Annotated in this window: 20 protein-coding genes, 1 tRNA gene and 1 pseudogene; 10 read left to right on the forward strand and 12 right to left on the reverse strand. The window is 69.9% G+C overall.

Annotated features, from left to right (window positions below; translation table 11 throughout):
- Window positions 1-50: 50 nt before the first annotated feature.
- The gene (locus DTO57_RS05315) at window positions 51-623 is read right to left on the reverse strand and encodes a 50S ribosomal protein L25/general stress protein Ctc (protein WP_114117121.1); all 573 of its coding nucleotides are present in this window, start codon (window positions 621-623) and stop codon (window positions 51-53) included.
- A 404-nt stretch (window positions 624-1,027) separates the two neighbouring features.
- Between DTO57_RS05315 and gndA the strand changes: the two genes are divergently transcribed.
- A complete protein-coding gene (gndA, locus tag DTO57_RS05320; protein ID WP_114117122.1) occupies window positions 1,028-2,476 on the forward strand; it encodes an NADP-dependent phosphogluconate dehydrogenase in 1,449 nt (482 codons plus the stop codon).
- Window positions 2,477-2,533: 57 nt separating this feature from the next.
- Here the strand turns inward: gndA and DTO57_RS05325 are convergent, their stop codons facing one another.
- From DTO57_RS05325 to DTO57_RS05345, 5 genes are all read right to left on the reverse strand, one after another.
- Window positions 2,534-4,039, reverse strand: a complete 1,506-nt coding sequence (locus tag DTO57_RS05325) for an ATP-binding protein (RefSeq protein WP_308420511.1) — start codon at window positions 4,037-4,039, stop codon at window positions 2,534-2,536.
- Window positions 4,036-4,770, reverse strand: coding sequence for a response regulator transcription factor (locus DTO57_RS05330; RefSeq protein WP_114117124.1), 735 nt, complete (start codon window positions 4,768-4,770; stop codon window positions 4,036-4,038). The genes DTO57_RS05325 and DTO57_RS05330 overlap by 4 nt, the downstream gene beginning before the upstream one ends.
- A gap of 66 nt (window positions 4,771-4,836) precedes the next feature.
- Window positions 4,837-5,871 (reverse strand): ribose-phosphate diphosphokinase, encoded by a 1,035-nt coding sequence (locus tag DTO57_RS05335; RefSeq protein WP_114117125.1) that lies wholly within the window; start codon window positions 5,869-5,871, stop codon window positions 4,837-4,839.
- Window positions 5,861-7,306, reverse strand: a complete 1,446-nt coding sequence (gene glmU / locus DTO57_RS05340; RefSeq protein WP_114117126.1) for a bifunctional UDP-N-acetylglucosamine diphosphorylase/glucosamine-1-phosphate N-acetyltransferase GlmU — start codon at window positions 7,304-7,306, stop codon at window positions 5,861-5,863. The genes DTO57_RS05335 and glmU overlap by 11 nt, the downstream gene beginning before the upstream one ends.
- A 1-nt stretch (window position 7,307) precedes the next feature.
- Window positions 7,308-7,379 (reverse strand) — tRNA-Gln (locus DTO57_RS05345).
- 82 nt (window positions 7,380-7,461) lie between these two features.
- Here DTO57_RS05345 and DTO57_RS05350 point away from each other — a divergent pair.
- Both DTO57_RS05350 and DTO57_RS05355 read left to right on the forward strand, forming a co-directional pair.
- A complete protein-coding gene (locus DTO57_RS05350) occupies window positions 7,462-7,971 on the forward strand; it encodes a MarR family winged helix-turn-helix transcriptional regulator (protein ID WP_114117127.1) in 510 nt (169 codons plus the stop codon).
- Between the two features lie 12 nt (window positions 7,972-7,983).
- Window positions 7,984-9,759, forward strand: a complete 1,776-nt coding sequence (locus DTO57_RS05355) for an ABC-F family ATP-binding cassette domain-containing protein (protein ID WP_114117128.1) — start codon at window positions 7,984-7,986, stop codon at window positions 9,757-9,759.
- Window positions 9,760-9,768: 9 nt separating this feature from the next.
- On the opposite strand, the gene DTO57_RS05360 is transcribed toward DTO57_RS05355, so the two are convergent.
- Genes DTO57_RS05360 through DTO57_RS05365 form a run of 3 tightly spaced genes read right to left on the reverse strand, consistent with a single transcriptional unit; the run spans window position 9,769 to window position 11,770 of the window.
- On the reverse strand, window positions 9,769-11,010 hold the full coding sequence (locus DTO57_RS05360; RefSeq protein ID WP_114117129.1) for a hypothetical protein: 1,242 nt from the start codon (window positions 11,008-11,010) through the stop codon (window positions 9,769-9,771).
- Window positions 11,007-11,150, reverse strand: a complete 144-nt coding sequence (locus tag DTO57_RS14335; protein WP_162785663.1) for a hypothetical protein — start codon at window positions 11,148-11,150, stop codon at window positions 11,007-11,009. The genes DTO57_RS05360 and DTO57_RS14335 overlap by 4 nt, the downstream gene beginning before the upstream one ends.
- Window positions 11,120-11,770 (reverse strand): helix-turn-helix transcriptional regulator, encoded by a 651-nt coding sequence (locus DTO57_RS05365; RefSeq protein ID WP_162785664.1) that lies wholly within the window; start codon window positions 11,768-11,770, stop codon window positions 11,120-11,122. Before DTO57_RS05365 ends, DTO57_RS14335 begins: the two co-directional genes overlap by 31 nt.
- A 61-nt stretch (window positions 11,771-11,831) precedes the next feature.
- Here DTO57_RS05365 and DTO57_RS05370 point away from each other — a divergent pair, with 61 nt between their 5' ends.
- Together DTO57_RS05370 and DTO57_RS05375 are read left to right on the forward strand one after the other, a co-directional pair.
- Window positions 11,832-12,146, forward strand: coding sequence for a DUF2249 domain-containing protein (locus DTO57_RS05370; RefSeq protein ID WP_114117131.1), 315 nt, complete (start codon window positions 11,832-11,834; stop codon window positions 12,144-12,146).
- A 77-nt stretch (window positions 12,147-12,223) separates the two neighbouring features.
- The gene (locus DTO57_RS05375) at window positions 12,224-13,237 is read left to right on the forward strand and encodes an aldo/keto reductase family protein (RefSeq protein WP_114117132.1); all 1,014 of its coding nucleotides are present in this window, start codon (window positions 12,224-12,226) and stop codon (window positions 13,235-13,237) included.
- A gap of 46 nt (window positions 13,238-13,283) precedes the next feature.
- On the opposite strand, the gene DTO57_RS05380 is transcribed toward DTO57_RS05375, so the two are convergent.
- Window positions 13,284-14,210 carry an NAD(P)/FAD-dependent oxidoreductase gene (locus DTO57_RS05380; RefSeq protein WP_114117133.1) on the reverse strand — a complete coding sequence of 309 codons (927 nt, stop codon included), beginning with the start codon at window positions 14,208-14,210 and terminating at the stop codon, window positions 13,284-13,286.
- Window positions 14,211-14,275: 65 nt separating this feature from the next.
- Between DTO57_RS05380 and DTO57_RS05385 the strand changes: the two genes are divergently transcribed.
- Complete coding sequence (locus DTO57_RS05385; RefSeq protein WP_114117134.1) at window positions 14,276-14,827, forward strand: helix-turn-helix domain-containing protein; 552 nt, start codon at window positions 14,276-14,278, stop codon at window positions 14,825-14,827.
- On the opposite strand, the pseudogene DTO57_RS05390 reads toward DTO57_RS05385, so the two are convergent.
- A pseudogene (locus tag DTO57_RS05390) lies at window positions 14,824-15,213 on the reverse strand (CobW C-terminal domain-containing protein); the annotation flags it as partial. The gene DTO57_RS05385 and the pseudogene DTO57_RS05390 sit on opposite strands and share 4 nt — an antisense overlap.
- Before the next feature lie 197 nt (window positions 15,214-15,410).
- Between DTO57_RS05390 and ykgO the strand changes: the two are divergent.
- Genes ykgO through DTO57_RS05405 form a run of 3 tightly spaced genes read left to right on the forward strand, consistent with a single transcriptional unit; the run spans window position 15,411 to window position 17,547 of the window.
- Window positions 15,411-15,533: a type B 50S ribosomal protein L36 gene (gene ykgO / locus DTO57_RS05395; protein WP_114117136.1), complete on the forward strand. Its 123-nt coding sequence runs from the start codon at window positions 15,411-15,413 to the stop codon at window positions 15,531-15,533.
- Window positions 15,530-16,636: an NAD(P)/FAD-dependent oxidoreductase gene (locus DTO57_RS05400; RefSeq protein WP_114117137.1), complete on the forward strand. Its 1,107-nt coding sequence runs from the start codon at window positions 15,530-15,532 to the stop codon at window positions 16,634-16,636. The genes ykgO and DTO57_RS05400 overlap by 4 nt, the downstream gene beginning before the upstream one ends.
- Window positions 16,630-17,547, forward strand: coding sequence for an arsenic resistance protein (locus DTO57_RS05405; RefSeq protein ID WP_222843221.1), 918 nt, complete (start codon window positions 16,630-16,632; stop codon window positions 17,545-17,547). Before DTO57_RS05400 ends, DTO57_RS05405 begins: the two co-directional genes overlap by 7 nt.
- A gap of 7 nt (window positions 17,548-17,554) precedes the next feature.
- On the opposite strand, the gene DTO57_RS05410 is transcribed toward DTO57_RS05405, so the two are convergent.
- Window positions 17,555-18,535 carry a CobW family GTP-binding protein gene (locus DTO57_RS05410; protein ID WP_114117139.1) on the reverse strand — a complete coding sequence of 327 codons (981 nt, stop codon included), beginning with the start codon at window positions 18,533-18,535 and terminating at the stop codon, window positions 17,555-17,557.
- A 52-nt stretch (window positions 18,536-18,587) separates the two neighbouring features.
- Here DTO57_RS05410 and DTO57_RS14340 point away from each other — a divergent pair, with 52 nt between their 5' ends.
- Entirely contained in the window at window positions 18,588-18,755 is a 168-nt protein-coding gene (locus DTO57_RS14340) for a hypothetical protein (protein WP_162785665.1), read from the forward strand.

Raw genomic sequence — 18,755 nt, forward strand, 5'->3', positions numbered from 1 at the left:
AACGAACGAGGGGGTGCGCTAGGCGCACCCCCTCGAACTGTGCGAGTGAATTACTCGGCGTCCTCTTCGGTCGCCTCTTCCTCAGCCGCGACGGCCGTGACCGTCAGGAGCAGCAGGTCAGCCTCGTCGGCGAGCTCCGAGCCCTCGGGAAGGACGATGTCCTTCGCGTGGATCTGAGCGCCGTCCTCAAGGCCGGCAACCGAGACGGTGACGTGCTCGGGGATGTTCAGGGCGTCGACGTTCACGCGGATCGTGTTGACGATCGTCGAGAGGTAGGTGCCCGAGAAGGTCTCGCCGTCGGTGACGATCGGAACCTCGACCTCGATCTTCTCGCCGCGCTTGACGACCACGAGGTCGATGTGCTCGATGATCGAACGGACGGGCTCGCGCTGAACGTCCTTCACGAAGACGAGCTCGGTGGCGCCGTCGATGTCGAGCTCGATGATCGAGTTCGCGTGGCGGACGATGAGGCCGGTCTCGTGGGCGGGCAGCGCAACGTGGCGCACGTCCGAGCCGTGGCCGTACACGACGGCGGGGATCTTGCCGGCTGCGCGCAGGCGGCGGGCGAAGCCCTTACCGAACTCGGTACGGACGTCGGCAACAAGCTTGTTCGAGTCGCTCATTCTCACTCCTAGGGTGAGCGCGACACGAAGCGGGCCGCGCAGTTAATGGAACATGTCTCAACGTCGACGCGTAGCGTGAGGAGACCACAAACAGCCTGCTTCACCGCGTCGATAACGGACAGCGCGTGAGCGCTTCCCTCGCCGAGGTCTCATCCAGAGTACCGGATCCCTCGGTTAGAATCGACTGAGCGTGGGAATTCCGCGCTTTCTTTTATGTCTTTTCCTGTGTCTGGAGACTCATGGACAGCACGCACGTCATCCTGCTCGTCGTCGGAATCCTCACCGTGACCTCGGTCGTCACCAGCTTCGGCGCCATGTTCGCCCTCGGCCGGGGCAAGGCTTACGACAAGTAAGCGGTAGCCTGATAACGGACTGAATAGATTTCCTCTCTCAAGGAGACGTGAGTGAACGCTGCTGCAGCTAACATCGGGGTCGTCGGCCTCGCCGTCATGGGTTCGAACCTCGCCCGCAACCTCGCAAGCCGCGAGGGCAACACGGTAGCGGTGTACAACCGCAGCCGTACGAAGACGGACGAACTGGTGCAGGCGCACCCCGAGGCAGGCTTCGTTCCCGCCTTCTCCTACGAGGAGTTCGCCGCCAGCCTCTCGAAGCCCCGCACCGCCATCATCATGGTCAAGGCCGGTGGCCCGACCGACGCCGTGATCGACGAGCTCGTCAAGGTCTTCGAGCCCGGCGACATCATCGTCGACGGCGGCAACGCCTACTTCCCCGACACGATCCGCCGCGAAAAGGCCGTCCGTGACACGGGCATCAACTTCGTCGGCGCCGGCATCTCGGGCGGTGAGGAGGGAGCCCTCCTCGGCCCCTCGATCATGCCCGGCGGTTCGGACGAGTCGTGGACGACGCTCGGCCCGATCCTGAAGTCGATCGCCGCCGTCGCCGAGGGCGAGCCCTGCGTGACCCACATCGGCCACAACGGCGCCGGCCACTTCGTCAAGATGGTGCACAACGGCATCGAGTACGCCGACATGCAGCTCATCGCCGAGGCCTACGACCTCATCCGTCGCGGCACGGGCAAGACCCCGGCCGAGATCGCCGACATCTTCGCCGAGTGGAACAAGGGCGAGCTCGAGAGCTACCTCATCGAGATCACCGCCGAGGTCCTGCGCCAGATCGACGCCGAGACGGGCAAGCCCCTCGTCGACGTCATCCTCGACCAGGCCGGCGCCAAGGGCACGGGTGCCTGGACCGTTCAGACGGCCCTCTCACTCGGCGTTCCGGTCTCGGGCATCGCCGAGGCGACGTTCGCGCGTTCGCTCTCGTCGCACCCTGAGCAGCGCGCCGTCGCCTCGATCCTCCCCGGCCCCGGCACCGACTTCGCGGTCGACGACGCCGACGCGTTCATCGAGGACGTGCGCCAGGCGCTCTTCGCCTCGAAGATCATCGCCTACTCGCAGGGCTTCGACGAGATCCGTGCCGGCGCTGCCGAGTACGACTGGACGATCGACCTCGGCGCCGTGTCGAAGATCTGGCGCGGCGGCTGCATCATCCGCGCCCAGTTCCTCAACCGCATCGCCGACGCCTACGCCGAGCAGCCCGAGCTGCCCGTGCTCGCGACGTCGCCGTACTTCGCCGATGCGCTCACGCGCGGCCAGGCCGCATGGCGCCGCGTCGTGATCGCCGCGACGCAGGCGGGCATCCCCTCGCCGGCGTTCAGCTCGTCGCTCGCGTACTACGACGGCATCCGCGCCGACCGCCTGCCGGCCGCGCTCGTGCAGGGTCAGCGCGACTTCTTCGGCGCGCACACCTACAAGCGCATCGACAAGGAAGGCACCTTCCACACGCTGTGGTCGGGCGACCGCACCGAGATCGAGGCTGAGGACACGCACTAAGTCCTGACGCGATAAAGGCCGGGTGGAGAAATCCACCCGGCCGTTATGCTGTCCGCGTCAGACGGCCGGCTTCGCCGGCAGTGAGACCGTGAAGGTCGTCGACCCCGGCTCGCTCGTGACCGATATCTCGCCGTGGTGGGCCTCGACGATCGCGCGCGCGATCGAGAGCCCGAGGCCGGATCCGCCGGTCTTCCGCGCGCGGGACGCGTCGGCGCGCACGAAGCGCGTGAAGAGCCTGCTCTGTAGCTCGGGGCTGATGCCCGGGCCCGTGTCGTGCACGCTGACGATCGCGCGCGAGGCGGATCCGGTGCCCTCGAGGGCGACCTTCGCCGTCACGGCCGTGCCCTCCGGCGTGTGGGTGCGCGCGTTCGCCAGCAGGTTCGTGATGACCTGCGTGAGTCGCGCGCGGTCGCCCGCGACGAGCACGGGCTCCTCCCCCACCTCGGCGCCCCAGTCGTACTCCATGCCCGCCATCGCCTGATCGGCGACGGCGTCGAGCACGAGCTGGTTCAGGTCGACCATGTCGTAAACGAGTTCCTTACCCTCGTCGAGGCGCGCGAGCAGCAGCAGGTCCTCCACGAGGCCCGTCATGCGCTGCGACTGCGCCTCGATGCGCTGGAGCGACTGCCTGCTCGTCTCGCTCAGCGTCGTGTCGCGCAGCGACAGCTCGCTGTAACCGCGGATCGACGCGAGGGGCGTGCGCAGCTCGTGGCTCGCGTCGGCGACGAATCGCTGCATCGCCTCCTCGTTGCGCTGGCGCACCGCGAGCGAATCCTCGACGTGATCGAGCAGCGTATTGAGCGACGCGCCCACCTGGCCGACCTCGGTCATCGGATCCGCCTGCCCGGCCGGCACGCGCTCGGTGATCGACACATCGCCCTCGTCGAGCTTCTGTTGCGAGACCCGCGACGCCGTCGCGGCGATGTCGCGCAGGGGCCGGAGGCCCTGACGGATCACGCCCGATGTCGCGACGCCGAGCAGGAGCATGCCGCCCATCGTCGCGAGGCCGATCGCCCACACCATCTGTTGCAGCGTGACGCTCTCGGTGGCGGTCGACATGCCGAAGACGCCCGCCGTCTCGTTGGACGACTTGTCGATCAGGCCTCCGACGCGAAAGCTGCCGAGGCCCGGCAGCGTCACGGTCGTGAGTTCGTCGACCGCGACCGATTCGGCCGCAGCGAGGACGCGCTCGACCTGGGCGTCGGAGAGCGAGTGCCGGGCGTAGTCGCTGCCGACGACGGCGCCCGTCGTGCCCGTGTAGGGGCTGTCGATGATGAGCAGCATGCCCGGCGCGGCCTGCGCCGAGCGCAGCTGCGCGGCGGCGGATCCGTCGACGAGGCTGATGCCGAAGTCGCCACTGAGGCTTGCGAACGCGGCGCGAACGCGGGTGTCGACCTGATTGTTCAGCACGTTGTTGAGCAGCACGCCCGTCACGAGCGAGACGACCAGCAGGATCGCGGCGACGATCATGAACACCGTGATCATGAGGCGCGACTGCAGGCTCATGCGCGAGCGGTACTCCTCTGGCCGCACACCCGCCTTCCGCGACGGGCGGAGGCTCACTGCGCGGCCTTGATCATGTATCCGACGCCGCGCACGGTGTGGATGAGGGGCTCGTTACCGGCGTCGATCTTCTTGCGCAGGTACGAGATGTAGAGCTCGACGACGCTCGACTTGCCGCCGAAGTCGTAGTTCCACACGCGATCGAGAATCTGGGTCTTCGACACCACGCGGCGCGGGTTGCGCATGAGGAAGCGCAGCAGCTCGAACTCGGTCGCGGTCAGCTCGACCTCGACGCCGCCGCGCGTGACCTCGTGGCTGTCCTCGTTGAGGCTCAGGTCGCCGATGCGGAGGATCGGCTCGGGTTCGCTCGCGAGCGCCGTGCCGGCGCGGCGCATGAGGGCGCGGAGCCGTGCGACGACCTCTTCGAGGCTGAAGGGCTTGGTGACGTAGTCGTCGCCGCCCGCTGTGAGGCCGGCCACGCGGTCGGCCACGGCGTCCTTCGCGGTGAGGAACAGTACTGGCACCAGGTTGCCCTGCTTGCGCAGGCGCTGCAGCACGCTCATGCCATCGAGGTCGGGCATCATGATGTCGAGAACGATCGCGTCGGGCGCGAAGTCCTTGACGGCGTCGAGGGCCTCGAAGCCGCTCCCCGCGGAGCGGACCTCCCAGCCCTCCATGCGCAGCGCCATCGAGAGCAGATCGGTGAGCATCTGCTCGTCGTCGACGACGAGCACGCGCACGGGCGATCCGTCGGGGCGGGTGAGTGCAGAAGCGGGCGCAACAGTGGTCATGAGACCATTGTGCGCCCGTTTCTATGAGCTTGCTATGGCGCTCGCTATGCGCGCGCTGTGAGTTGCTTACGCGGCCCCGTCGAACATGCTCGTGACGGATCCGTCGTCGAAGACCTCCTGGATGGCGCGCGCCAGCAGCGGCGCGGCCGAGAGGACCGTGAGGTTTTCGAAGCGGTGGTGCTCCGGAACCGGGACGGTGTCGGTGACGACGACGCGGTCGACGGCCGGATCCTGCAGGCGCTCGACGGCCGGCGAGCTGAAGATCGCGTGGGTCGCGCCCACGATGACCTTCTTCGCGCCGTTGGCCTTGAGGGCCTGGGCGGCCTTCACGATCGTGCCGGCGGTGTCGATCATGTCGTCGACGAGCAGGCAGGTGCGACCCTCGACGGATCCGACGATCTCGTGGACCGACACCTGGTTCGCGACCTTGGGGTCGCGGCGTTTGTGGATGATCGCGAGCGGGGCGCCGAGCGAGTCGCTCCACATGTCGGCCACACGCACGCGGCCCATGTCGGGCGAGACGACCGTGAGCGTCTCGCGCTCCTCCTCGGTGAGGGTCTCGACGAAGTGCGACTCGAGCACCGGCTTCGCGAACAGGTGGTCGACGGGGCCGTTGAAGAAGCCCTGGATCTGCGACGCGTGCAGGTCGACGCTCATGATGCGGTCGGCGCCGGCCGTCGCGATGAGGTCGGTGACGAGGCGGGCCGAGATCGGCTCGCGGCCGCGGCCCTTCTTGTCCTGACGCGAGTAGGGGTAGTACGGAAGCACGACGGTGACGCGCTTCGCCGACGCGCGCTTCAGCGCGTCGAGCATGATGAGCATCTCCATGAGATCCTCGTTGATGTTCTCGCCGAACGACTGCACGAGGAACACGTCGGTTCCGCGCATCGACACCGAGAAGCGCGTGTAGATCTCGCCGGACGCGAAGGTGCGGTGCTCCGTGGGCGCGAGGTCGATGCCGAGGTGGCGCGTGATGTCTTCCGCGAGCTCGGGGTGCGACCGACCGGTCACGACCACCATGCGCTTGCGGGTCTTCTGTTCTATCCCCGGGGCGATGCCCCGATCGAGATCGAGGTCTACCGTCTTACTCTTACTCGCCATCGGTCGCTTCCTGTGCGGTTCGGGCCTGGATCGCCGCTTCAGCGGCCGCCGTACCTGATCTATTGTTCTCGACCCATCCCTGGAGGTTCCTCTGAGGAGCCACGCTCATGGCGAGCGCTCCGGGCGGGACGTCCTTGCGCACGACGGCGCCGGCACCCGTCTTCGCGCCCGCACCGAGGGTGACGGGGGCGATCATGACGGTGTGCGAACCGGTGTGAACGTGGTCACCGATCACGGTGCGGTGCTTGTTCACGTCGTCGTAGTTGGCGGTGATCGCGCCGGCGCCGAGGTTCACGCCCTCGCCGATCTCGGCGTCGCCCACATACGACAGGTGCGGCACCTTGCTGCCGGCACCCACGGTGGAGTTCTTGATCTCGACGAAGGTTCCGGCCTTCGCGCCGTCGGCGAGCTCGGCGCCCGCGCGGAGGTAGGCCCACGGACCGACGTTCACGCCCGCACCGATGACCGCGAGGTTCACGTCGCTGCGGCGAATCGTGGCGCCCGCGCCGACCTCGGTGTCGACGAGCGAGGTGTCGGGGCCGATCGTCGCGTTCTCGGCGATCGTCGTCGCGCCGAGGATGTGCGTGTTCGGCAGGATCGTCACGTCGGGCGCGAGCGTCGCGGTGTCGTCGATCCATGTCGTCGCCGGATCCTGTACCGTCACGCCCTCGCGCTGCCAGCGGCGCACGATGCGGGAGTTCAGGATCCGCGCGGCCTCGGAGAGCTGCACGCGGTCGTTCACGCCGAGGGCGGCTCGCGCGTCGGGGGCCGTGACGCCCGCGATCGCGTGGCCCGCACGGCGCAGGATGCCGATGACGTCGGTCAGGTACATCTCGCCCTGCGCGTTGTCGGTGCCGACCTGAGCGAGGGCGTCGCGGAGCGAGGCTGCCCGGAAGACGTAGACGCCCGGGTTGATCTCGGTCGTCGCAGCCTCCTCCGCGGTCGCGTCCTTCTGCTCGACGATGCGCTCGACCATGCCCGCGTCGTCGCGGATCACGCGGCCGTAGCCGGTGGGATCCGCGAGGTGCGCGCCGAGCAGCGTCGCGTGGGCGCCGCGGGTGCGGTGCTCCTCGAGCATGGCGCGGAAGGTGTCGGCCTCGATCAGCGGCACGTCGCCCGAGAGCACGAGAACGTCGCCGTCGAAGTCGTCGGGGAGCGCCTCGATGCCGACCTGCACGGCGCGGCCGGTGCCCGGCACGTCGTCCTGGTCGACCGGGACGGCTCCCGGGTAGTCGGCGAGCGACTCGACGATGCGGTCGCGCTCGTACCGCACGACGACGCGCACGAGGTCTCCCCCGAGCGACTCCGCCGTGCGTAGCACGTGGCCGAGGAGGGTGCGGCCGCCAAGGCGGTGCAGCACCTTCGGCGTGGCAGACTTCATCCGCGTGCCCTGCCCCGCCGCAAGGATCACTATTGCAAGGTTGTGCTCACTCACGCTCCGCCACCAGGATTCGAACCTGGTCCTCACAGCTCCAAAGGCTGTCGTGCTGCCGTTACACCATGGCGGATCCGCGACCGCAACGGGCCGCTTCTTCCATTTTGGCATGCCCCGCGCGCCGGAACCCACCCGATCCACGTGATAATCGGAGGATGGCCGCAGAACGTGACGAAGTCGACCGGATCGTCGAGGCGTGGAGCGCCGAGCGTCCGGACCTCGATTTCTCGCCGATGGCGGTGCTTTCGCGTGTCGATCGGCTCTCGCACCACCTCGACCGCGCGCGCCGCGCGGCGTTCGCCCGCACCGACATCGAACCCTGGGAGTGGGACGTGCTCTCGGCGCTTCGCCGCGCCGGCGAGCCCTACCAACTGAGCCCCAAGATCCTCCTGCAGCAGACGCTCGTCTCGAGCGGCACCATGACCAACCGCATCGACAAGCTGACCCAGCGCGGCCTGGTGCGCCGCGAGGCGGATCCGGTCGACGGGCGCAGCGTGCTCGTCACCCTCACGAGCCTCGGGCTCGTGCACGTCGACGCCGCCGTCACGCGGCTGATCGACGCCGAGGCCGACATGCTGTCGGCACTCCCCGCGTCCGAGCGCTCGCGCCTCGCGACGCTGCTGCGCCACCTGAGCGTCGGGGTGGAACGAGCCACGGCCCCGTAGACTTGACGGGATATGGCACATCTTCTCGGGGCCGAGTCCCTGCACCTCGAATACCCGACCCGCATCGTCTTCGATTCCGTCACACTCGGAATCGAGGAGGGCGATCGCATCGGCATCGTCGGTAAGAACGGCGACGGCAAGTCGAGCCTGCTCCGCATGCTCACCGGATCCCTGGATCCGCAGTCGGGTCGCGTCACGCGCCGCGGCGGCGTGCGCTTCGGCGTGCTCGCCCAGGGCGACGACCTCGACCCCGACAGCACCGTCGCTCGCGAGGTCGTGGGCGACATGGACGAGCACGAGTGGGCGGGAGACGCCCGCGTCCGCGACGTCATCGCCGGCCTCGTCAGCGACGTGCCGTGGGAGGCCCGCATCGGCGATCTCTCCGGCGGTCAGCGCCGCCGCGTCGCCCTCGCGGCCCTGCTCATCGGCGATTGGGACCTCATCGCGCTCGACGAGCCCACCAACCATCTCGACGTCGAGGGTATCGCCTGGCTCGCCGAGCACCTGAACCGCCGCTGGGCGAAGAACGCCGGCGGCCTCATCGTCATCACCCACGATCGTTGGTTCCTCGACGAGGTCTGCAACAAGACGTGGGAGGTGCACGACCAGATCGTCGAGCCCTTCGAGGGCGGTTACGCCGCCTACGTGCTGCAGCGCGTCGAGCGCGACCGCATCGCCGCGGCGACCGAGACCAAGCGCCAGAACATGATGCGCAAGGAGCTCGCGTGGCTGCGCCGCGGCGCCCCCGCCCGTACCTCGAAGCCGAAGTTCCGCATCGAGGCCGCGAACGAGCTCATCGCCGACATCCCGCCGGTGCGCAACCCCATCGAGCTGAAGCAGATGGCCGTCTCGCGCCTCGGCAAGGACGTCGTCGACGTGCTCGACGCCGGCGTCGTCTTCGGCGAGCGCGAGATCCTCCGCGACGTCACCTGGCGAATCGGACCCGGCGAGCGCACGGGCATCCTCGGCGCGAACGGCACCGGCAAGTCGACGCTGCTCTCGCTCATCGCGGGCACGCTGAAGCCGACCTCGGGTGTCGTCAAGCGCGGCAAGACCGTGAAGCTCGGCATGCTCGACCAACAGTTCTCGCAGCTCGCCGAGATCGGATCCGACCGGGTGCGCGAGGTGCTGGGGCGCGAGAAGACGACGTTCAACGTCGACGGCAAGGACCTCACCCCCGCGCAGCTGCTCGAGCGCCTCGGCTTCGCGAAGGAGCACCTCTCGGCGCGCGTCGACGAGCTCTCGGGTGGCCAGAAGCGCCGCCTGCAGCTGCTGCTGTTGCTGCTCTCCGAGCCCAACGTCATCGTGCTCGACGAGCCCACCAACGACGTCGACTCCGACATGCTCGCCGCGATGGAAGACCTGCTCGACTCGTGGCCCGGCACCCTGCTCGTCGTAAGCCACGACCGGTACCTGCTCGAGCGCATCACCGACCAGCAGTACGCGATCCTCGACAAGAAGCTGCGCCACGTGCCCGGCGGTGTCGACGAGTACCTGCGCCTGCGCGCCGAGGGCCCTGCGCCCACCGCGACCAAGCAGGCGGCTGCCCCCGAGCCGCAGGGCCTCTCCGGATCCGAGCGGCGCGCGGCCGAGAAGGAGCTCGCCTCGATCGAGCGCCGGCTCGAGAAGATCACGGGCGAGGTCGAGAAGATCCACGGCCGCATGGCGACGCACGACCAGGGCGACTTCGACGGCCTGCAGAAGCTCAACACGCAGCTGCGCGAGCTGCAGAACGAGGCCGATTCGCTCGAGGAGCGCTGGCTCGAGCTCGGCGAGCAGCTCGGCTAGGCGCCGGGGTCAGCCGGCGCGCTTCGCGCGCGACTGCGCCCTCATCGCCGTCGTCAACACGACGAGGAACGACGCCATCGCGACGAGGTACGCCGCCGCGGCGACCATGCGGACCGCGCTCGGCACCGGCAAGGCGCAGGCGAGGAGCGCGACGTTGGCGACGGCGACGCGCGACCAGGCGAACCGGTTGAACGCGGCCGTGCCGATGCGCACGGGCGAGGGACCGCCGCCGAGGGCCACGGGAATCAGGTAGCTGAGCGCTCCGACGAGCACCTGGGCGGTGAAGCCCGCCGCGAGGTACGGCACGGCCGCGCGGAGGAGCCGCGACATGCCGCCGACGCCCGCGCCCGAGGCGATGTCGACGACGCCGGAAACGGCCATGACCGCGACGATCGCGATCCACCACACGAGCGCCGCGCAGACCGAGAGCGCCGCGAAGTCGCGGGGTGGTTTCTGGCGCGCCGCGCGCCACAGCGAGACGCCGATGAGGGCGAGCCCCGCGAGATACGCGGCGAGCCCGCTCACCCAGGCGATCGGCTGGGCGATGGCGGCCCCGGTGGCGGCGACGAGCGCGCCCGCCGCGAGCCAGGGCAGCGCCCGCGCGGCGTCACGGCTCGCGTTTTCGGCGGCGCGGGTGCGGAGGATCGTGGGCCACAGCGTCACGATCGTGCCCGCGACCGTGATGCCGATCCAGCCGAACACGTTGACGATCGCGTGGGCGAGCACGAGGTGCGAGGATCCGCCGCGGGCGATGATCGCGCCGAGCGTCGCGCCGATCGCGAGGAACATCGCCGAGACGACGTAGTACCAGACGGTGCGGCCGAACCGGCCGGTGAGGCTTCCGCGCAGGCGCCCAACGAGCGAGGCTGCGTGCCAAACGACGGCGACGACGAGCACGCCGGCTCCGGCCACGGTCGCGGGCCAGAGCGCGGCGGGCACGCCGACGAAGACGAGCACCGCGCCGAGGTTCGCGAGCCCGAGCCGCGCGTTCTGCGAGCGCCGATCGGCGAGGGTCTGGCGGGCGCGCAGGAGCGCGAAGGAGAAGTGCTGGCTCCAGACGAGGATCGCCTGCGTCGCGGCGCCAAGCAGCAGCAGGTGCAGCATGAGCCACGTCGGGGCCGGGATCGCGCGCTGCGCGACGACCGCCACAACCGTCGCGATGACCCACAGCACGGTCGGGAGGTCGCGCATCGGCCAGAAGCCCCGGCCGGGCGCCTTCGGTGCCGCGCCCGGCCCGATATCGAGCGTCATCGTGTGTCCTTATTCCCCAGCCCGAGGAGAAGCAGGCCGGCGTCGATGCCGGCGAGCAGCGCGAGGCCCGCGGGAAGTAGCCAGGCGAGACGGGCGGATCCGTGCCTCGTCACGATGCCGCGCTCACGCGCAGGAGGCACTTGCCGTCGACTGCGAAGGGCGCGAGGCTGGCGCGCGCGCCCGGCTCGGCGCCGCGCGCGATGGCGTCGACCATGCCCTCGTGCACCGCGCACACGACCCGCGAACCGCGCACGGCGGCGTGGAGGGGGCAGTCGCGCAGGAGCACGTCGCCCGCGGGCGTCTCCTCCGGCGAAAACCCCTCGTCGCGCATCACGCGGACGACCGCGCCGAGCGCACCGTCACCGTGCGCACCGTCGCCGCGCGGCCCGCGCGCCGCGAGTTCCTCGCCCCAGGTGGCGCCCGCGGCACGGGCGTCCTCGCGCGCGTCGCCGCGCGGCCCCTCGAGGGCGGCCGCGAGGCTCACGGCGAGCCGCTCGTACGAGGCCCGCGGCGACGGCGCGACGACCCACCTGTGCCCCGGCCGCCCGCGGCCGTGCGGCGCGGCGGTCTCGCGGTGCAGGTATCCGTCGCCCGTGAGCCGGCGCAGGTGATCCCGCACGGTGTTCTCGTGGAGGCCGGTGCGCGACACGACGTCGCCGACCGACGCGGATCCGTGGGCCTCGACATCGCGCAGCACGCGCTCGCGGCTCGTCGAGTGCGCGCGATCGCCCGCGGTGCGACGCGGTGTCATGTTTTCCACGGGATTAATTATAATTAATTCACGCACACGCCGCGGCGCCCGCCGCGCACGAGGAGGATCCATGGCACACATCGACATTCACAGCTCGCGCGAGGCCGCGGTCGACCAGGCCGCCGGCACCGGCTGCGCGTGCGGCGGTCACGACGAGGAGCTGCCCGAGCTCGACGTGCAGACCATCCCGCACGCCGTGCGCCACGCCGCGATCTTCGGCGCGATCGAGTCGCTGCGCCCCGGCGCGGGCATCGTTCTCTCGGCGACGCACAACCCCGTGCCGCTCATCGACCAGCTCCGCGACCGCCACGGCGACGCCTACGCGGTGCGCTACCTCGACGAGGGCCCCGAGCGCTGGCGCCTCCTCGTTCGTCGCCAGGCGTAACATCCGGCGGGTGATCGCGCGGCGTCCGGTTCGGGCGCCGCGCGTCTCGCGTGCTCAGAAACCGGTACCTTGAGACCATGGTCAACTATCGATTCCTCGGTAACAGCGGTCTCAAGATCTCGGAGATCACCTACGGCAACTGGGTCACGCACGCCTCGCAGGTCGAAGACGACGCCGCGGTCAAGACGGTGCACGCCGCTCTCGACGCCGGCATCACCACCTTCGACACCGCCGACACCTACGCCAACACGGCCGCCGAGACGATCCTCGGCACGGCGCTCGCCGGCCAGCGCCGCGAGAGCCTCGAGATCTTCACGAAGGTCTACTTCCCGACGGGCCCCAAGGGCGCGAACGACACGGGCCTCAGCCGCAAGCACATCATGGACTCGATCAACGGCTCGCTGAAGCGCCTCGGCACCGATTACATCGACCTCTACCAGGCGCACCGCTTCGACTACGAGACGCCGCTCGAGGAGACGTTCCAGGCGTTCGCCGACATCGTCCGCCAGGGCAAGGCGCTCTACATCGGCGTCTCGGAGTGGACCGCGGAGCAGCTGCGCGAGGGCCACGCGCTCGCGAAGCAGCTCGGCATCCAGCTCATCTCAAACCAGCCGCAGTACTCGATGCTGCACCGCGTGATCGAGGGCAAGGTCGTCCCCGCCTCCGAGGAGCTCGGCATCTCGCAGATCGTCTGGTCGCCGATGGCGCAGGGCGTGCTGACGGGCAAGTACCTGCCCGGCCAGCCGGTGCCCGCCGGATCCCGCGCGACCGACGAGCACTCGGGCGCAGGCTTCATCAAGCACTTCCTGCGCGACGACCTGCTCGAGGCCGTGCAGCGCCTGAAGCCCATCGCCGCCGAGGCCGGGCTCACGATGCCGCAGCTCGCGATCGCCTGGGTGCTGCAGAACAAGAACGTCGCGGCCGCGCTCGTCGGCGCCTCGCGCCCCGAGCAGCTCGCCGACACCGTCAAGGCCTCGGGCGTCACGCTCGACGCCGACACGCTGACGGCGATCGACACGGCGCTCGCGGGCGTCGTGAACGACGACCCGGAAGACACCTACTCGGTCTCCCCCAAGAGCCGCCTGGTCTGATCCGCGCAAACGCCGGCCCCTCGATCTCTCGAGGGGCCGGCGTTCGTCATGCCGCGGCAAGCGCTCGGTCGGTGTCCCAGCCGATGAGCGTGCCCTGCACGGCGGATCCGGTCATCGCGCCGGCGCCCATCGACATCGGCACGTTCGCCATCGGCGAGACGACGTTTCCGGCCGCCCAGATTCGATCGTCGCTCGTGCGGCCGGCGTGGTCGACGGCGAGGAAGGATCCGACGGGCGACTTGGCGCGGGCGAGCCCCAGCCCGCCCAGGAACTGATCGAGCGGCACGAGCGTTCCACCCGTGAAGATCGCGTCGACATCGACGAGCTCGCCGCCCGCGATGCGGACGCCCGCGATCTCGGATCCGGATCCCTCGACCGCCAGAACCTCCTCGTCGACGATGCGGACGCCGTTCGCCGCGAGCCGCGCGCGGGCCTCGGCCGGGAACTCGACGCCCGCCGAGAAGAAGGTGACGCGGGCGCTCAGCCCGCTCACCATCTCCGCCTGGTGCGCGCTCATGGGCGAGGTCGCGATGACGGCGAGGCTGCGGTCGCGCACCTCCCAGCCGTGGCAGAACGGGCAGTGCAGCACCGACTGCCCCCAGCGCTCGGCGAGGCCCGGGATCGCCGGGAGGTCGTCGCGCACGCCCGTCGCGACGATGAGGGCGCGCGCCTCGAGCGCGTCGCCCGCAACCTCCACGCGCACGGCGTCGCCGACCCGCGTGACCGCGTCGACGGATCCGGCGCGGAAGACGACCCCGTAGCCCTCAGCCTCGGCGCGCCCCTCCGCGCGGAGCTGCGCCGGCGGTTTTCCGTCGTGACCGAGCACGCCGTGCATGTGCGCGGCGAAGCGGTTGCGGCCGTACTCGCCGTCGATGACGAGCACGCGCCGTCGCGATCGGCCGAGCATCTGCGCCGCCTGGAGGCCCGCCGGTCCGGCGCCGATAATAATGACATCCCACTGATTCAGATCCATGCCCCCAGCGTGCGGCGCTATCATCGCGAATGCAAACTTTTTTGCAGAAATGGCAAGGAGCGGTCATGAAGAGCGATGTCGAACAGGTCGGCGCCATCCTGCGCGCCGCGCGCCAATCGGCGCGCCTCACGCTGGAGGAGCTCGCGGCCGACGCCGGCATGTCGCCGAGCACGCTGTCGCGCCTCGAGTCGGGCAAGCGGCAGGCGACGCTCGAGCTGCTCATCCCCCTCACGCGCCGGCTCGGGATCCGCATCGACGACCTCGTCGCGAGGGAGCCGAAGGATCCGCGCGTGCGGCGCGCCGCGTACCGCGAGGGCGGGCGCATCATCGCACCCCTCACACCCGAGCACTCCCCCAACCTGACCTACAAGATCACCTATCCGGCGGCCGAAGACATGCCGGAGCCTCGCGTGCACGACGGCTTCGAGTGGCTCTACGTGCTGAGCGGGCGCCTGCGTCTGCGTCTCGGCGAGCAGGACATCGTGCTCGAGGCGGGCGAGGCTGCCGAGTTCGACACGCGCACCCCGCACGCGATGACCTCGGCGGGCGACGCGCCCGCCGAGGTCATCAGCATCTTCAACGAGGCGGGGGCCCGCCTCCACACGCGCCAGCCCTAGTCGGCATCCTTCGCGACCCGCGGCCAGGCGGGGAACGGATCCGCGAACTTCGCCCACTCGGCGGGTCCGGCCGCGAGCTCCTCGTCGGTCAGCGCCGGGTCGTCGAGCGCGCGCGTGAGTGCCCGCACGTCGAGGTCGATGCCAATGAGGCCGAGCTCCTGCCCGACGGCGAGGATCTCCTCGTCGTCACCCAGGGCGTCGTCACGCCCGAGCGGATCGAACGAGATCATGCCACCGACGTGATTCCACTCGGTCACCGCGTGCGGCCGCGTCGCGAGGCGGCAGAACCCCATCGACCGGATGAGCGTGCCGAACTCCCCCGGCTCGATCCGCTCGTCGAGCAGCACGCCGAGCCGCGCCGGGTGCAGCGGGCGCACGTTCTCGTACCGGAACGCGGTGACCCGCGGGGATCAGGATCCGCTGGGTCAGCCCCGCGAGCCGCGTCGCGTAATCCCGCCGCTCCGGCACACAGCTTCCGACCACCGCAATCACGTCGATGCGATCCACGTAAACCTCCCGTTCGTTTCCTCAGACAGCATCCCTTAGTGTAGATGATAACCACTATCATTAAGGAGTTCTTCGTATGAAGGTTCGTGCCTCGCTCAAGTCGCTCAAGAAGCAGCCCGGCGCCCAGGTCGTGCGTCGCCGCGGAAAGACCTACGTCATCAACAAGCTCAACCCGCGGTTTAAGGGACGCCAGGGTTGACGTCGCTCGACGCGCTCGTCGTCGGCGCGGGCCCGGCCGGAATCGGCACGGGCCTCGCGCTCGACGCCGTCGACGACCTCTACTTCGGCATCATGGAGCGCGGGCGCATCGGCCAGACGTTCCTCGACTGGCCCGAAGAGCAAACCTTTCTGACCCCGTCGTTCACCGGCAACGGCTTCGGCGCGACCGACCTCAACGCCGTGCACTTCGAGACGTCGCCCGCGTTCGGGCTCGGCGTCGACTATCCCACCGGCTCCCAGTACGCCTCGTATCTGCGCGGCGTCGTCGGCCACTTCTCGCTCCCCATCCTCGACGGGGCCGAGGTCACGTCCGTCACGCGCATCGACGACGGTTTCCGCGTCGAGAGCCCTCGCGGCCCCGTCACGACGCGCTCGCTCGTGTGGGCGGGCGGCGAGTTTTCGGATCCGCGGCCCCCGAAGATCGCGGGCGCCGCGTTCTCGGATCCGGCCGGAAGCCCGGCCGCCCGGGAGCCGCGCTCGGGCCGGGTCGTCGTCATCGGCGGCTACGAATCGGGCATCGACATCGCCTGCCATCACGTGCTCGCGGGCGCGAGCGTGACGGTCGTGGACGGATCCACCCCGTGGGATGCGGGCCGCGGATCCGACCCGTCGTTCCGGCTCGCACCGCGCTCGCGGATCCGGTTGAAGGAGGCGCTCGCGACCGGCCGCCTCGCGCTCGAGGCCGCGAACGCGACCGCGATAAAGCGCGACGGATCCGGGTGGGCCGTGGGGCTGTCGAACGGCACGAAGCTGCGCGCCGACTCGCGACCCATCGCCGCGACGGGGTACGGCCCGGGGCTCGGCCCCGTCGCGCACCTGTTTGCCGAGCGCCCCGACGGGTGGCCTGAGCTCGACGACGACGATCAGTCGACGATCGCGCCCGGCCTCTTCCTCGCGGGGCCCGCGATGCGGCACGGGGGGCTCAAGTTCTGCTTCGTCTACAAGTTCCGCCAGCGCTTCGCGCACGTCGCGCGCGTGATCGGCGAGCGCGCGGGCAAGGACACGTCGAAGCTCGAGGCGTGGCGCGACGCAGGCATGCTGACCGACGACCTCTCGTGCTGCGGGGTGGAGTGCGCGTGCTGATTACCCTGCTCTTCGCCGTCGCGATTCTCACGGGAAGCCTGCTCGGCATCGCGGGTCTCGAGCTACCAATCGATCCGCTCATCCTCGTGCTCGTCGGCGCGATCTTCTTCACGCTGCGGCTCGGATCCCTGCGCTCGCTCCGGCGCGCGCCGCGCACGATCCTCGTCGCCCTCGCGACGAACTTCGTGCTGATCCCGCTCATCGCGCTGCCCATCACGCTCGCCCTGCCGAGCGAGGCGCTGCGGCTCGGCGTGCTGATCTACTGCCTCGCGCCGTGCACCGACTGGTTCCTCGGCTTCACGCGGCTCGCGGGCGGCGACACCGTCGCGGGCGCCGCGCTCATCCCCCTGCAGATGCTCATCCAGCTGCTGATGTATCCCATCTGGATGATGCTCTTCGCCGGCGAGAGCGTCGCGTGGATGCCGGAGACCGCGGGTTCCACGCTCGTGCAGTGGTTCCTCGTGCCCGCCGGCATCGGCATCGCCGCGCAGCTTCTCGTGCCGAGGCGCTGGCGGCGGCTCGCGATCGACGGCGTCGACGCGGCGGTGCCGTTCATCATCGCCGTCGTGATCGTCGCGATCTTCGCCGGCAACGTGCAGACGATCCTCGCCGACCCCGCATCCTTCGCCTGGGTGCTGCTCGCCGTCTTCGTCTTCTTCGCCCTGACCTTCGCGCTCGGAGAGGGCCTCGCGCGGGTGTTCCGGCTCGATCACGCGTCGCACGCGCTCGTGACGATGACGACGTCGGCGCGCAACGCGCCGCTCATGCTCGCCGTCACCACGATCGCGCTACCCGATCAGCCGCTCGTGCACGCCGCGATCATCCTCGGCATGCTCATCGAGTTCCCGCACCTCACGGCGCTCACGCACCTGCTGCGCCGGCGCGAGGTGAGGCACGTCCTCGCGGCGTAGCCCGGGGTTATTCGCTGAGGCGGCGGTATCGCTGCAGCCGGCGAAGGCCCGCGGCATCGGCCTCGACGCCGCCCGCGACCGCCGCCAGCCGGTCGCGGGCGGCGGGCTCGTCGAGGTCAATACCGATCGCCACGAGCTCGCCCGGCCCGTCGAAGCGGTGCGAGCGCACGTGGATCGACCGCCCGACGAGGTTCACGAGATACCCGCCGCCTCCCCGCACCCGCACCCGGCCCTTGATCCGGTAGGCGCCGGCGGGCGGATCCTCGAGCAGCTCGACGAGCCCGCCCGCCGCGACCGCGTGCGGGAGAGGGATCGTGACGGCGTGCACGTGCACGTGCGCGGGCGCGCCCTCGCGCAGAAGCGCGCCGATCGGCAGCTGGTCGATCAAATCCTCGGTGCTCGCGACGTCGAAGACGAGCGCCGGGTCGATCCGGCCGTCCCGCGCGACGACGATCTGCGCGCGCGGGTTTCGCCGCGCGACCCGCTCGCGGATCCGATCGACGACCGTCTGCGGGTCGTCGACGAGGTCGGTCTTGCCGACGACGACGAGCGACGCGGCCGCGTAGCGCGCCGGCGGATCCGGCCACGTGTCGACCATGTCGAAGTGGTTCGCGGCGTCGACCACCTCGACGACGCCGCCCGAGCGGATCCGCTCCGCGCCGCTGAACCGCACGAGCCGCGAGAGCGCGATCGGATCCGCCGCCCCGCTCGCCTCGATGACGATCGCGTCGAGCCGCAGGCGCGGATCCGAGAGCTTTTCGAGCGCGTCGTCGAGCCCGCCCGAATCGGGCAGGCAGCACACGCAGCCGCCCGAGATCGCGGCCGCCTCGTCGACCTGACCGGTGACGAGCGCGGCGTCGACGTTGAGGGACCCGAAGTCGTTGATCACGACGCCGAGCCGCGCGCCCGGGGTGCGGAGCAGGTGATTGAGCAGGCTCGTCTTGCCCGCGCCGAGGTGTCCGGTGAGCGAAACGACGGGAACCCGCATGCAACTCCTATTGATAGACCTTCTCAAGAGCCTAGCGCGCGACAATAGTGCTATGGGACTCTTTCAGCAGCGGCCAGAAGAACAGAACGAGTGGGCGGCCATTCCGGGCGAGCCGCTCGATAAGGATCCGTCGGATTTCCTGCCGCCGGCCCCGCCGAGCGACCTGCTCGGGCTCGGCGGCTCGTCGGTGACGATCTCGCTCGACGATACCGACGCCTAA

Source organism: Microbacterium sorbitolivorans (assembly GCF_003327285.1).
Classification (GTDB): domain Bacteria; phylum Actinomycetota; class Actinomycetes; order Actinomycetales; family Microbacteriaceae; genus Microbacterium; species Microbacterium sorbitolivorans.